Source organism: Allofranklinella schreckenbergeri (genome assembly GCF_003703475.1).
Lineage (GTDB): Bacteria > Pseudomonadota > Gammaproteobacteria > Burkholderiales > Burkholderiaceae_C > Lampropedia > Lampropedia schreckenbergeri.
In genome coordinates, this window is record NZ_RDQM01000022.1 from 15,006 (window position 1) to 28,277 (window position 13,272).

Genomic DNA, 13,272 nt, shown 5'->3' on the forward strand with positions numbered 1-13,272 from the left:
TGCCCTCGCCATTGCGCCATTGCTTTTCCATCCCAAAACATGCTGAAAAAATCCATTCTTTTCGTGCTCATCGCGGCGGCGCTGGTGGCGGCGCTTGCGCTGCTGACGCGCCAGGCCCTGCCGGACAACAGCCAACGCCCGCCTTCGCAGCGCCTGCCCATTCAACCCGAAGGGCAGTTTGCGCGGCACTTGCTGCCGCGCATGGCCGAGCGCCCCGGCCTTTCGGGCATCTATCCCTTGCGCGAAGGGCGCGATGCGTTTCTGGCGCGGCTGGCGCTGGCCGAAAGCGCGCAATACACGCTGGATGTGCAGTACTACATCTGGCACGACGACATTTCTGGCCGCCTGCTGCTGCAAAGCCTTTACAAAGCCGCCGAGCGCGGCGTGCGCGTGCGGCTTTTGCTCGACGACAACAACACCAGCGGCATGGATGGCCTGCTGGCCGCGGTCAACGCCCATCCCCGCATCGAAGTGCGCCTGTTCAACCCCTTTATGCAGCGCGGGTTTCGTCCGTTGGGCTATCTCAGCGACTTTTTCCGGCTCAACCGCCGCATGCACAACAAATCGTTCACGGCCGATGGTCTGGTCACCATCGTGGGCGGGCGCAATGTGGGCGATGAATACTTCGGCGCAGGCACGGGCGTGATGTTTGCCGATCTGGACGTGGCCGCCATCGGCCCCGCTGCGCTGGCAGTGGAGCAGGATTTCGATCGCTACTGGGCCAGCGAATCGGCCTATCCCGCGGAGAACATCATCGGCCCCGCCGCGCCTGCGGCCTTTGACACCACCCCCGCCGCCAATGCACAAACGCGCGCCTATCTGCACGCCTTGAGCCAGTCGGCCTTTGCGAGGCATTTGCAGGCTGGCACCCTGCCGCTGGAGTGGGCGCAGGCCACACTGGTCAGCGACGATCCGGCCAAGGGCCTGGGCCAGGCGCTGCCGGACAACACCGTGCTGGCCCACATTGGCCCGGTGCTGGCCGCGGCGCAAAACGAGTTGCTGATCGTCTCCCCCTACTTTGTGCCCACGCAGCGCGGCACGGACTTGCTGGGCCAGGTTGCCCGCAGCGGGAAAAAAGTCACCGTGCTGACCAACTCGCTTTCCGCCACCGACGTTGCCCCGGTGCATGCCGGTTACGCCAAGTACCGCAAGGACTTGCTGCAAGCGGGCGTGCAGTTGCTCGAGCTCAAGCCCGACGCCACCGTCATCGCCGAAAGCCACGGAGGCCTCACCGGCAGCAGCGGGGCCAGCCTGCACGCCAAAACCTTTGCGGTGGATCGGCAAAAGCTGTTCGTCGGCTCCTTCAACATGGATCCGCGCTCGGCCCAGCTCAACACGGAAATGGGCTTCATCCTCCACAGCCCCGAGCTGGCAGGGCAGCTTGCCGATGGCCTCACGCGCCACGCGGCCCATCACACCTACAGCGTGGCGCAAACCCCGCGCGGCGATTTGCAATGGCAAACCCAGGAAGGCGGCAAGACCGTCGCCTACGACAGCGAACCCCAAAGCGGCTGGCTGCAACGCTTTGCCGTGTGGTTTTGCGGCCTGCTGCCGATCGAATGGCTGCTTTGATTGCAAATCAAAAAGAATAAAAATTGCCTATTTTTGGCATGATGGTGTTGGAAGTTATTTTCCTTTGATTGAATATAAGATGCTCTGGTGAAAGGCCGCGCTGCCGCAGGCGCAACCGCCTGTGCAAAAACCGCTCATCCTCATCCAAGCACAGGCTGTGGGCAATTGGGGTTTCGCCGCTGCCCGCGCCACAAGTGCAGCCCTAGCATGCCCACTCCTTAACTTGCACCAATGGAGGAACGCATGATGTGGAAAAAAGGCTTGCTGCTCGTGGGAGGTTGGCTCTGCGCGCTGTCCGCCTGGGCTGTGGACGTGAACAAAGCCACCGCGCAAGAGCTGGTGGAAATCAAAGGGATAGGCCAAGCCACCGCCCAGCGCATTGTGGAAGAACGCGCCAAAGAGCCATTCAAAGACTGGGGCGACTTCATCCACCGCGTCAAAGGCGTGGGGCAGGCCAAGGCCCAACAACTCTCCGAAGCGGGCTTGACCGTGGGCGAAGCGGCATACGCCCCCGCTGCTGCAACAGCAACCCCAGCGGCGGCGAAAGAAGCGCAAGCGCCTGCGCAGACAACGCCAGCGCCCAAAGCAGATGCGGCCAAGGCGGAAAAACAGCCCAGCACCAAATAATCCAGCGTTAGAGCGCGTGATGCACTTTGCGCTCTCGTGGGGGGCGAAAAATGCATAACACGCTCTAAATACCCCCCCAAAGCGTGCAGTGCGCGCGGCGCTGCACGCCCCGTTCGTCGCCCCTCATGCGCACAAAGGCGGCTTTTTCTGGCCCAATCGGCCTCTGATCCAGCCAGGCATCGCGCCATGGGGGCGCACTGCCATCGGCACAGAGGAGGCAAGGCAATGACCCAAACAGCATTGGCCAAAACAGCCCTGGTATTGGGCGCAGGCATGGTGGGCGTATGCACAGCCGTGCAGTTGGCGCGGCGCGGCTGGGACGTCACGCTGGTGGACCGGCGCGGCCCAGGGCAGGAAACCTCCTTTGGCAACGCGGGCCTGATCCAAAGCGAAGCAGTGCAGCCCTACGGCTTTCCGCAAGGCTGGGGCCTTATTTGGCGCGCTATGCGCCAAGCCGGGGTGGACGTGCATTACCACCCCCAAGCGCTGCCGCAGTTGGGCGCTTTGCTGGCGCAATATTGGTGGCACTCCTCACCCCGGCGCTATGCCCCCATCGTTGATGCCTTCAGCCGCTTGATTGCGCGGGCCATCGACGCCCATGCCGAGTTGATGGCGCTGGCTGGTGGCGAACATCTGGTGCGCAAAACCGGCTGGATCAAAGCCTTTCGCCAGGAACAAGACGTGGCCCAGTTCGCCCAGCAGGCCCGCTGGCTGGAGCAAACCCATGGCGTGCCCTCCACCATTCTGGATGCGGCCGCGCTGGCCGCGCTTGAGCCTGGCTTGCGCGGCTTTGCCGGGGGCGTGCATTGGCTCGACCCCTGGGCGGTGCGCGATCCCGGCGCTTTGGTGCAAGGCTATGCCCGGTATTTCCAGCGCCTGGGCGGGCGGCTGATCCAAGGCGATGCGCAAACCCTGCACGCCCGTGGCGCAGGCTGGGCCGTGCAAACCGACGGCGGCCTGGTGCAAGCCGAGCAGGCCGTGATCGCTCTGGGGCCGTGGTCGGCCCCCTTGACGCGCGCCTTGGGCTATCGGCTTCCCCTGTTCATCAAGCGCGGCTACCACATGCACTACAGCGGCCAGCCGCTGACGCGTCCCGTACTGGATGCGGACAACGGCTACATGCTGGTGCCCATGGCGCGCGGTCTGCGCCTGACCACGGGGGCCGAATTTGCCCGCCTGGGCGCGCCCGCCACCCCCGTGCAATTGGCCCAGGCTGAGCGCGTGGCGCGGGGCATCGTCGATCTGGGCGAGCCGCTGGACGCCGCGCCCTGGATGGGATCGCGCCCTTGCACGGTGGACATGAAGCCCCTGATTGGCGCTGCGCCACGCCATCTTGGGCTGTGGTTTCACTTCGGCCATGCCCACCAAGGCTTTACCCTCGGCCCCATGACCGCGCGGCTGCTGGCGCAGTTGATGGAAGGCGAGCCGCCCGAAGTCGATCCGCAACCCTACAGCCCTGCGCGCTTCGTTCGTTAACGATGCGCTCCAATTGAGTGGCGCAGCTTGCGCTGGCCTGCCCGCTGGGCGGGGAGTGCGCCCAACTTTTTTCCAACACCCACCACACCATGTTTTCCTGGCTCTGGGGCCGTGGCGCCTCCCGCCGTGCAGTGGCCAAAGTAGCCGCCGCCATTGACGAAACCCTGTGGCAGCAGCACATCGCCGCGCTGCCGTTTTTGCGTGGCCTCACCAGCCAGGAGCTGGCGACGCTGCGCCAGCATTGCGCCTGGTTTCTCGCCAGCAAATCCTTTCACGGCGCGCATGGCTTGCAGGTGGACGACGGCATGGCGCTGACCATCGCACTGCAAGCCTGCCTGCCCATCTTGCACCTGGGCACGGCCTGGTATGAAGGCTGGAGCGGCATCGTGGTCTATCCCGAAGTCTTTATCACCCACGAGCGGATGCAAGACGAGGCCGGCTTGGTGCACCAAAACGACGAACCCACTTTGGGCCTGGCCATCGACGGCGGCCCCGTACTGCTGTCGTGGCCGCAATCGCAGCCCGGGCAGGGGGCGATGAACCTCGTCATCCACGAATTCGCCCACAAGCTCGACATGGCCCACGGCGAGGCCGATGGCATGCCCCACCTGGGTGGCACCGGCATCGCGCCCGAGCGCTGGAGGGGCACGCTGGAGCAGGCATGGCGGCGGCTGGCGCGGGCCATTGAGCTGCTGGAATCGGCCATGCCCGATGAGGCGCTTGCAGAGGCCGATGCGCCAAGCTGGCCCGGCTACCCGCCCTATCCGCCCCAAGTGCAAGCCCTGTACGACGGCTTGCCGCTCGACCCTTACGCAGCCAGCGATGAGGCGGAGTTTTTCGCCGTCAGCTCGGAAACCTTTTTCGTCGATCCGCTGCGCCTGCGCCAATGGCAGCCCCAGTGGTACGCGCTACTGGCCGCGTTTTACCGACAAGACCCCGCCGCCCGCCTGGGCAGCGGCAGCGAATAGTCGCCTGCCAGGACGGCTTGCGCGCAGTGCCATTCAAAGAAAAACAAACAGTACACCCATCATGCCGAAAACGGCCTTTTTTGTTTCCTTTGAATTGGAGTTGCGAAAATTTTTACCAATCAAAAGGAAATGAAAACACCTTGTTTCGGCAACAGGAGCGGAATGCGCCGTTTCCGATGATTGGAAAGCCTTTATGGGCGCGGAGGAAAAGGGCGAGCGTGCGCCATCCATCCGCAGGCCCCATCTGCCGCCCAATGCAGGCGGCTGGCATGGGGCATCCCGAGGGCAGGGCGTTGCGTTGTGCGCAGAGGCGCTCCCACCGAGGCACAAAAAAGCCCACGGAAAACCGTGGGCCGAATAGATGCGCATTGCAGCGCGGAAGAAGCGATGCATGACGGGCGCTCATGCCCCCCAACACATCAGGCAGCCGTGCAGCCATTTAGTCACTAGCGCTGCCAGCCGACTCCTCCCGATCCACCGCTTCGCGCAAGGCTTTGCCTGGCTTGAAGTGCAGCACCCGCTTCTCCGGCACCTGCACCGCCTCGCCATTGCGCGGGTTGCGCGCAGTGCGCGGGGCGCGGCGGTTGACGGTGAAGCTGCCGAAGCCGCGAATTTCAATGCGGTGCCCCTGCTCCAGCGCATCGCCCATGGATTCGAGCAGCACCTTCACGGCGTACTCGGCATCGGCCTGGCTGAGCTGGTTGAAATGCGCAGCGAGTTCTTCGACAAGATCGGATCGGGTCATGGCTTCATCGGCTCAGGCAGACAAGCGGGGCGGCTTTGCCGCCAGCCCCGGCTTGCCCGCTGGCATCACTGTGGCATCACTTCTCTTCAGCGCTATCGAGCTTGGCCTTGAGCAAGGCGCCCAGGTTGGTGGTGCCGGCGTTGCCCACGGCTTGCTGGTTCAGGTGATCCAGCGCCTCTTGCTGATCGGCGGCGTCCTTGGCCTTGATCGAGAGTTGGATGCTGCGGTTCTTGCGGTCGATGTTGGTGATAACGGCGGTGATTTCGTCGCCTTCCTTGAGCGCATTGCGGGCATCTTCCACGCGATCGGCGGAGATGTCGGAGGCGCGCAAATAACCCATCACGTCTTCGCCCAGTTCGATTTCAGCGCCCTTGGCATCCACGCTCTTGACCTTGCCCGTCACGCTCTGGCCTTTGTCGTTGACGGAGACAAAGGTCGTGAACGGATCGGCGTCGAGCTGTTTGATGCCCAGGCTGATGCGCTCGCGCTCCACGTCCACGGCCAGCACGATGGCTTCCACTTCCTGGCCCTTCTTGTAATTGCGCACGGCCGACTCGCCCGGCTCGTTCCAGGAAAGATCGGACAAGTGCACCAGGCCGTCGATGCCCGAGGCCAGGCCCACGAACACGCCGAAGTCGGTGATGGACTTGATGGGGCCTTTGACCTTGTCGCCACGGTTGGTGTTTTGCGCGAAGTCTTGCCAGGGGTTGATTTTGGTTTGCTTCATGCCCAGGCTGATGCGGCGCTTGTCTTCGTCGATGTCCAGCACCATGACTTCGACCTCATCGCCCAGCGACACCACTTTGGAGGGGGCGATGTTCTTGTTGGTCCAGTCCATTTCAGAGACGTGCACCAGACCTTCGATGCCAGGCTCCAGCTCAACAAAGGCGCCGTAGTCGGCGATGTTGGTGACCTTGCCGAACAGGCGGGTGTTGGCAGGGTAGCGGCGGGCCACGCCGATCCAGGGGTCTTCGCCCATTTGCTTGAGGCCCAGGGAAACGCGGCTCTTCTCGGCGTCGAATTTGAGCACTTTGGCCGTGATTTCCTGGCCAGCTTGCACCACCTCGGAAGGATGGCGCACACGGCGCCAAGCCATGTCGGTGATGTGCAGCAGGCCGTCGATGCCGCCCAGGTCCACAAAAGCGCCGTATTCGGTGATGTTCTTGACCACGCCGTTGACGATGGCGCCCTCGTGCAGGGTAGCCAGCAGTTTTTCGCGCTCTTCGCCCATGGAGGCTTCCACCACCGCGCGGTGCGAGAGCACCACGTTGTTGCGCTTGCGGTCGAGCTTGATGACTTTGAATTCCAGCGTCTTGTTCTCGTAAGGCGTCAAATCCTTGACGGGGCGGGTGTCCACCAGCGAGCCGGGCAGGAAGGCGCGGATGCCGTTGACCAGCACGGTCAGGCCGCCCTTGACGCGGCCGGAAGTGGTGCCGGTGACGAATTCGCCCGACTCCAGCGCTTTTTCCAGCGCCAGCCAGGAGGCCAAGCGCTTGGCGGTGTCGCGCGAGAGGATGGTGTCGCCGTAGCCGTTTTCGATGGAGCCAATGGCCACGGAGACGAAGTCGCCCACCTGGACTTCGACCTCGCCTTGATCGTTCTTGAACTCTTCCAGCGGAATGAGCGACTCGGACTTCAGACCCGCATTGACCACCACCACGTTGTGCTCGATACGCACGACTTCAGCAGTAATCACTTCCCCCGGACGCATTTCGGTGCGTTGCAGAGATTCTTCGAATAAGGCGGCAAAAGATTCAGACATGTGTTTCCTAGACCTGGGCTGCTGGCTTGCGCCCGCACCATTGCTGGGCGTTTTTATCCTGGCAGTCAGGCAATATGGGCGCGGTGGCCCTGGGGTTGAAGGTTGAAAACGGCTTGCCGGCCCAATGGCCGGCAACCGGGCGAACTTCGCGCGCTACTGCTGCTGGCTGACAGCGCCCACACAAGCAGTGGCGCAAGCAGGCAAGCCGCTATGCGCCACGTAAGCAGGTGAAGCGTCTGACAGGAGCGTTTTGGCGGCCGGGGCCAATATGGCTCAAGCCAATGGCAGACCGCGCTTGGTGGCCCACCATTGCAGGACTTGATCCCGGGCGGCTTCGACACTGAGATCGGAGTTATCCAACCGATGTGCATCCGCCGCTGGCGTTAACGGGGCGACGCTGCGCGTCGCATCCCGCAAATCCCGCGCCTCCAGCTCTTCGCGAAGGGTCGCAAGTGTAGCGGCGACCCCTTTGGAAATCAATTGGTTATAGCGCCGCTCGGCCCTTTTCTGGGCGCTGGCGGTGAGGAAGATTTTCAGCGGCGCGTCGGCAAATACCACCGTCCCCATGTCGCGGCCATCGGCCACCAGGCCGGGCAAGCGGGCGGCCTGGCGCTGCCAATCCAGCAGGGCCTCGCGCACGGCAGGCAGGGCGGAGATAAGCGATGCGTCGCGGCTGGCGGCTTCGGTGCGCAGCGCCAGCGTCACGTCCTGGTCGTCCAGCCACACCTGCTCTTCTTTGAAGTGCAAACGTAGCGTGCGCGCCACATCGGCCAGAGCCTGGGCCTGTTCAGGTGCGATCTCTATGCCGCGGTTGCGCGCGGCCAGCCCGGCGGCGCGGTAGAGCGCGCCGGAGTCGAGCGTGGCAAAGCCCAATTGCCGTGCCACCGCTTCGGCCAGGGTGCCTTTGCCGGATGCGCTTGGCCCATCAATGCAGATGACGGGCACGGCCTGGCGCGGACGCACGACGGTCCACAGGGTTTCGAAGTATTCGGGGAAGGTTTTGCCCACGCAGCGCGGGTCTTCAATGCGCACCATGCACCCGGCCGGGTTAAAGGCCGCCAGGGAAAAGCACATGGCCATGCGGTGGTCGTCGTAGGTGGCGATGCAGGCCGCGCGCCACGCGTGGGCTTCGGGTGGGGTGATGGCAATCCAATCCGGCCCGCTTTCCACCTGCGCGCCCAGCTTGCGCAATTCAGTGGCCATGGCCTCAATGCGATCGGTTTCTTTCACGCGCCAACTGGCGATATTGCGGATGCGGCTGGCGCCTTGGGCGTACAAGGCCATCACGGCCAGCGTCATCGCCGCGTCGGGGATGTGGTTGGCATCGATATCGATGGGTTGCAGCGGCCATTGCCCACGCTGCACCTTCAGCCAATTGGGGCCTGCCTCCACCTGCACGCCCATTTGGCGGGCGGCGTCGATGAAGCGGATATCGCCCTGAATCGAATCTTCCCCCACGCCCTGGATGGTCAGGCAATGGCCCAGGGCCGCATCACTGGCCAGGCCGCCCAGCGCGATGAAGTAGCTGGCCGAGGAGGCATCGGCCTCCACATGCAGCGCGCCGGGCGAGCGGTAGCGGCTGCCCGCCGCGATGGTGAAGCGTTGCCAGCCTTCGCGCTGCACGGCCACGCCAAAGCGTTGCATCAAATTCAGCGTGATGGCGATATAGGGCTTGGAAATCAGCTCGCCTTGGACCTCGATGACGTAATCGCGCTCTTGCCCCGGCCGACTGGCCAGCAGCGGCAAGGCCATCAGCAAGGCGGTGAGGAACTGGCTGGAGACATCGCCCCGAATCCGGATGGCATCGCCCGCCGCCATGGGCGCAGCCCCCGCCGCCGTGATGTGCAAGGGCGGGAAACCCTCGTTCTTGCCATAGGCGATGGCACAGCCGAGCTGGCGCAGCGCATCGACCAAATCGCCAATGGGCCGCTCCTGCATGCGCGCCACGCCCGTCAGCTCAAAGCGCTGCCCGCCCTGGGCCAGCAGCGCCAGCGCTGCCGTCAAAGGCCGCATGGCCGTGCCCGCATTGCCCAGGTGCAGCACCGCCTGCGCAGGCAGGCGCTGGCGCTCCAGCCCCGTGATGCGCACCTGCCCCGGGCCTGGGTGGTCAACGGCGCAGCCCAGCGTTTGCAGCGCCGAGAGCATGGCCTCGGTATCGTCCGAGGCCAGCACGTCGTGCAAGGTGGTGGTCTCCCCTTCGCACAGCGCTGCCAGCAGCAACACGCGGTTGGAGATGCTCTTGGAGCCGGGCAAGCGCACCACCCCGTGGGCCGATTGCAGAGCGGGAATATCGAGAAAGGCAGAAAGGTACATAACAGGCGCAGCAAAACCGCATGAAAAAACCCGCATGGCCTGGCTCATGCGGGTTTATTTTGCTTCAATTCAAAAGAAAATCCACTTAAGGCATACCATGCCGAAACAGGGGTGTTTTATTTCTTTTGATTTGTAAAATTATGGTGCCGTCGGCGAGACTCGAACTCGCACAGCCATGGGCCACTACCCCCTCAAGATAGCGTGTCTACCAATTCCACCACGACGGCTTAAGGCAAGCGCGAGATTGTAGCGTAATTTTTTGCCGCTCCTTGCTGCCGCAAGCGGGTTGCCGTTTTTCCGTCAATGGGCAATGGGGCCATGCCAAGGAGCGGGCCATCCCGCATTCTTGGGCACAGATACAATCGCCCTCCCATTTCATTGCACGTTTGCCCGCATGTCCTGGCTTGACAAAATCATCCCCTCCCGCTTGATACGCAGCGCCGAAAACACGGCGCGCCATCAGATTCCAGAAGGCCTGTGGTCCAAATGCCCGGAGTGCGAAACGGTGCTGTACCGCGCCGATCTGGAAAAAAACCTCAACGTGTGCCCGCATTGCAATGCCCACCAGCGCATCGGCGCGCGTGCGCGCTTGGCGGCCTTTCTGGATGAGGCCGGGCGCTACGAAATCGGCCAGGAAGTCACCCCCACCGATGCGCTGAAGTTCAAAGACAGCCGCAAATACCCCGAGCGCCTGAAGGAAGCGGGCAAGTCCACGGGCGAGACGGACGCGCTCATCGCCATGGGCGGCACCTTGCATGGCTTGCCTGTGGTGGTGGCTTGTTTCGAGTTCGACTTCATGGGCGGCAGCATGGGCAGCGTGGTGGGCGAGCGTTTTGTGCGTGCCGTGCAAGCCGCGTTGCAAAAGAAGGTGCCCTTCATCTGCTTTACCGCCACGGGCGGCGCGCGCATGCAGGAGGGGCTGCTCTCGCTCATGCAAATGGCCAAAACCAACGCCGTGCTGGCCCAATTCGCACAGCAACGCCTGCCCTTTGTCAGCGTGCTGACCGACCCGACCATGGGTGGCGTGAGCGCCAGCTTTGCCTTTATGGGCGATTTGGTGATTGCCGAGCCCAAAGCCTTGATCGGCTTTGCCGGGCCGCGCGTGATCGAGTCCACCGTGCGCGTGACCTTGCCCGAGGGCTTTCAACGCGCCGAATTCCTGCTCAGCAAAGGCGCGGTGGACATGATTGTGGATCGGCGCCAACTGCGCGAAGTGATTGCTCGCAACCTGGCCATCCTCACCCACCAGGCCAGCATCGGCCAGGCCGAATCGCCCGCAACCCCGGTGGCCGAAGCCGCGCCAGCCGTGCCCGACGCGGCAAGCAATGCCACCAGCACGGCCGAAGCTGCGCCTGAGGAGGTCATTGCCGCCGCCAGCGCCACCGCCATCACCGGCGAAGCCGCCGCGCCCGCGCAGCCCGCCCAGCCCCCTCAGTCCTCCTCGCCCCCCCAGCCGTAACACCCGCTATGTCCGTCACATTGGCGACCTGGAATGTTAATTCCCTGAACGTGCGCCTGCCGCAGGTGCAGCAATGGCTGCAAGCCAACCCGGTGGACGTGCTGGGCATGCAAGAGCTGAAGCTGCCCGATGAGCGTTTTCCCCTGGATGCCGTGCGCGAACAAGGCTACGAGGCCGAAGTGTTTGGCCAGGCCACCTACAACGGCGTGGCCTTGCTGCACCGCAGCCAGGCGCGCGACGTGGTGCGCAACCTGCCCGGCTACGCCGATGCGCAATCGCGCGTCATCACCGCCACCGTGGCGACACCGCTGGGCGATATCCGCCTCATCAATGCCTATTTCGTCAACGGCCAAGCGCCCGGCACCGACAAATTCGCCTACAAAAACGAATGGCTCACACACCTGCACGCCCATGTGCAGGCGCAAATGCAGGCGCACGCGCAGGTCGTGCTCATGGGCGATTTCAACATCACCGCCGAGGATGCCGACTCCTGGGATCCCGATGGCTTGCGCGGCACCATCCACCACACGCCTGAGGAGCGCCAAGCCTTCGCGCGCCTGCTGGAGCTGGGCTTGGTAGATGCGTTCCGGCAATTCCCGCAGCCGGAAAAAACCTTTTCCTGGTGGGATTACCGCATGCTCGGCTTTCAGAAAAACCGGGGTTTGCGCATCGACTACATCCTCATCAGCCCCGCGCTGCGCCCGCTGCTGCGCCGCTGCTGGATCGACCGCGCCCCGCGCAAATGGCCCAAACCCAGCGACCATGCGCCCGTGCTGATTGAATTGGGTCAGCCCGATTCTTAAGAAGCGGGCGCAAAGGCCCGGCGGGGCCTCGCCACCTGGCGAGACTGCCCCTCGCGCTTCGCTTCTTGCCAAACGCCAAACCTTCGCGTTCCCACCCCTCTCGCCAACCCCCTTCAACCCCCTTGCCGGAGGACACCACCGTGCCCGTTAACCTCACCCCCCCCCAAGCCACCGACTTGCAACCCATTGCAGGCGTGCGCATCGCCGTTGCCGAGGCCGGCATCCGCAAAACCCAGCGCAAGGATTTGACTGCCTTCGTGCTCGATGAGGGTGCCAGCGTGGCCGGTGTTTTCACGCAAAACCGCTACTGCGCCGCGCCCGTGCAAATCTGCCAGCAGCACTTGCGCGCGCAAGGCGAGGCAGGACAAGGCAGCGCGGGCATTCGCGCCCTCATCGTCAATACCGGCAACGCCAATGCCGGCACCGGCGCCAGCGGCCTGGCCCACGCCCGCGCCACCTGCGTGGCCGCAGCACACAATCTGGCTTGGCTGGGGGCGGTGCAACCGCAGCAGGTGCTGCCGTTTTCCACCGGAGTCATCATGGAGCCGCTGCCCATCGAGCGCATCGAAGCCGCCCTGCCCGCGCTGCTGGAGCGCACCCGCCAGCCCGAGGCCGCCACACCCCAGGCTTGGCTGGATGCCGCCTACGGCATCATGACCACGGACATCATCGCCAAAGCCGCCAGCGCCAGCGCCGTCGTGGGCGGCCAGACCGTGCACGTCACCGGCATCGCCAAAGGCGCAGGCATGATTCGCCCCAACATGGCCACCATGCTCGGCTTTGTCGCCACGGACGCGGCCATCGCCCCCCACCTGCTGCCCGAGCTGGTCAAACGCCTGGCCGATGAATCGTTCAACCGCATCACTGTCGATGGCGACACCTCCACCAACGACTCCTTCGTGCTGATCGCCACCCACCAGGCGGGCAACGCCCCCATCGACGAGCTCGACAGCCCCGACAGCCAGGCGCTCTACGCCGCCTTGCGCAGCGTGGCGCAGCAACTGGCGCAAGCCATCGTGCGCGATGGCGAAGGGGCGAGCAAATTCATCACCATCCACGTCACCGGCGGGCGCGATGCGGCCGAATGCGCGCAAGCCGCCTACGCCATCGCCCACTCGCCGCTGGTCAAAACCGCGTTTTTCGCCAGCGACCCCAACCTGGGGCGCATCCTGGCCGCCGTGGGCTACGCCGGCATTGCCGATCTGGATCAAAACCGCATCGCCATGTACTTGGACGATGTGCACGTCGTGCAAGACGGCGGCCGCCGCCCCGAATACCGCGAGGAGGACGGCCAACGCGTGATGCAGCAAAGCGATATCACCATCCGTATCGACCTGGGCCGCGGTCAGGCGCAAGAGACGGTGTGGACGTGCGACCTCAGCCACGATTACGTCAGCATCAACGCCGACTACCGTTCCTGAGAGCCTGTTCAAAATCTTTTTAGGATAAGCGCCAGGAAAGCCAAGTGGATGAATTGCAAGCTGGTATTGAGCAGGCGCTCGCAGTTCTTCCACAAGCGTCTGTTCTTGTCCAGCCAGGCAAAGCTG

10 protein-coding genes, 1 tRNA gene and 2 pseudogenes are annotated in these 13,272 nt (G+C 63.9%); 7 read left to right on the forward strand and 6 right to left on the reverse strand.

What is annotated here, in order from left to right; genetic code table 11:
- Positions 1 to 39 precede the first annotated feature (39 nt).
- The 4 genes from EBQ26_RS12115 (at position 40) to EBQ26_RS12130 (ending at position 4,643) form a co-directional block, all read left to right on the forward strand.
- Complete coding sequence (locus tag EBQ26_RS12115; protein ID WP_122239495.1) at positions 40 to 1,572, forward strand: phospholipase D family protein; 1,533 nt, start codon at positions 40 to 42, stop codon at positions 1,570 to 1,572.
- Between the two features lie 243 nt (positions 1,573 to 1,815).
- The gene (locus tag EBQ26_RS12120; protein ID WP_238944361.1) at positions 1,816 to 2,199 is read left to right on the forward strand and encodes a ComEA family DNA-binding protein; all 384 of its coding nucleotides are present in this window, start codon (positions 1,816 to 1,818) and stop codon (positions 2,197 to 2,199) included.
- Positions 2,200 to 2,424: 225 nt separating this feature from the next.
- Positions 2,425 to 3,675 (forward strand): NAD(P)/FAD-dependent oxidoreductase, encoded by a 1,251-nt coding sequence (locus EBQ26_RS12125; RefSeq protein ID WP_122239496.1) that lies wholly within the window; start codon positions 2,425 to 2,427, stop codon positions 3,673 to 3,675.
- An 89-nt stretch (positions 3,676 to 3,764) separates the two neighbouring features.
- Positions 3,765 to 4,643, forward strand: coding sequence for a M90 family metallopeptidase (locus EBQ26_RS12130; RefSeq protein ID WP_122239506.1), 879 nt, complete (start codon positions 3,765 to 3,767; stop codon positions 4,641 to 4,643).
- A 33-nt stretch (positions 4,644 to 4,676) separates the two neighbouring features.
- Here the strand turns inward: EBQ26_RS12130 and EBQ26_RS12780 are convergent, their stop codons facing one another.
- The 5 genes from EBQ26_RS12780 to EBQ26_RS12150 form a co-directional block, all read right to left on the reverse strand.
- Positions 4,677 to 5,036: a hypothetical protein gene (locus EBQ26_RS12780; RefSeq protein ID WP_147474064.1), complete on the reverse strand. Its 360-nt coding sequence runs from the start codon at positions 5,034 to 5,036 to the stop codon at positions 4,677 to 4,679.
- A 46-nt stretch (positions 5,037 to 5,082) separates the two neighbouring features.
- On the reverse strand, positions 5,083 to 5,388 hold the full coding sequence (locus EBQ26_RS12135) for an integration host factor subunit beta (RefSeq protein WP_122239497.1): 306 nt from the start codon (positions 5,386 to 5,388) through the stop codon (positions 5,083 to 5,085).
- Positions 5,389 to 5,464: 76 nt separating this feature from the next.
- Positions 5,465 to 7,207 carry a 30S ribosomal protein S1 gene (gene rpsA, locus EBQ26_RS12140; RefSeq protein WP_275265352.1) on the reverse strand — a complete coding sequence of 581 codons (1,743 nt, stop codon included), beginning with the start codon at positions 7,205 to 7,207 and terminating at the stop codon, positions 5,465 to 5,467.
- Between the two features lie 216 nt (positions 7,208 to 7,423).
- The gene (locus EBQ26_RS12145; RefSeq protein WP_122239499.1) at positions 7,424 to 9,463 is read right to left on the reverse strand and encodes a bifunctional 3-phosphoshikimate 1-carboxyvinyltransferase/cytidylate kinase; all 2,040 of its coding nucleotides are present in this window, start codon (positions 9,461 to 9,463) and stop codon (positions 7,424 to 7,426) included.
- Positions 9,464 to 9,604: 141 nt separating this feature from the next.
- Positions 9,605 to 9,690: transfer RNA gene (locus EBQ26_RS12150), tRNA-Leu, on the reverse strand.
- 167 nt (positions 9,691 to 9,857) lie between these two features.
- Here EBQ26_RS12150 and accD point away from each other — a divergent pair.
- The 3 genes and pseudogenes from accD to argJ all read left to right on the forward strand — a co-directional run.
- A pseudogene (accD, locus tag EBQ26_RS12155) lies at positions 9,858 to 10,712 on the forward strand (acetyl-CoA carboxylase, carboxyltransferase subunit beta); the annotation flags it as partial.
- Between the two features lie 218 nt (positions 10,713 to 10,930).
- Positions 10,931 to 11,725 (forward strand): exodeoxyribonuclease III, encoded by a 795-nt coding sequence (xth, locus tag EBQ26_RS12160; RefSeq protein ID WP_122239501.1) that lies wholly within the window; start codon positions 10,931 to 10,933, stop codon positions 11,723 to 11,725.
- A 140-nt stretch (positions 11,726 to 11,865) separates the two neighbouring features.
- Positions 11,866 to 13,146 (forward strand): bifunctional glutamate N-acetyltransferase/amino-acid acetyltransferase ArgJ, encoded by a 1,281-nt coding sequence (gene argJ, locus EBQ26_RS12165; protein WP_122239507.1) that lies wholly within the window; start codon positions 11,866 to 11,868, stop codon positions 13,144 to 13,146.
- 8 nt (positions 13,147 to 13,154) lie between these two features.
- Here the strand turns inward: argJ and EBQ26_RS12170 are convergent.
- Positions 13,155 to 13,272: pseudogene (locus EBQ26_RS12170) on the reverse strand (IS5/IS1182 family transposase); the annotation flags it as partial.

Bases quoted from the DNA above. Each gene is read 5' to 3' on its own strand.
- EBQ26_RS12115 (WP_122239495.1), top strand. From the start codon at position 40: ATGCTGAAAAAATCCATTCTTTTCGTGCTCATCGCGGCGGCGCTGGTG.
- EBQ26_RS12120 (WP_238944361.1), top strand. From the start codon at position 1,816: ATGATGTGGAAAAAAGGCTTGCTGCTCGTGGGAGGTTGGCTCTGCGCG.
- EBQ26_RS12125 (WP_122239496.1), top strand. From the start codon at position 2,425: ATGACCCAAACAGCATTGGCCAAAACAGCCCTGGTATTGGGCGCAGGC.
- EBQ26_RS12130 (WP_122239506.1), top strand. From the start codon at position 3,765: ATGTTTTCCTGGCTCTGGGGCCGTGGCGCCTCCCGCCGTGCAGTGGCC.
- EBQ26_RS12780 (WP_147474064.1), bottom strand. From the start codon at position 5,036: ATGCATCGCTTCTTCCGCGCTGCAATGCGCATCTATTCGGCCCACGGT.
- EBQ26_RS12135 (WP_122239497.1), bottom strand. From the start codon at position 5,388: ATGACCCGATCCGATCTTGTCGAAGAACTCGCTGCGCATTTCAACCAG.
- EBQ26_RS12145 (WP_122239499.1), bottom strand. From the start codon at position 9,463: ATGTACCTTTCTGCCTTTCTCGATATTCCCGCTCTGCAATCGGCCCAC.
- xth (WP_122239501.1), top strand. From the start codon at position 10,931: ATGTCCGTCACATTGGCGACCTGGAATGTTAATTCCCTGAACGTGCGC.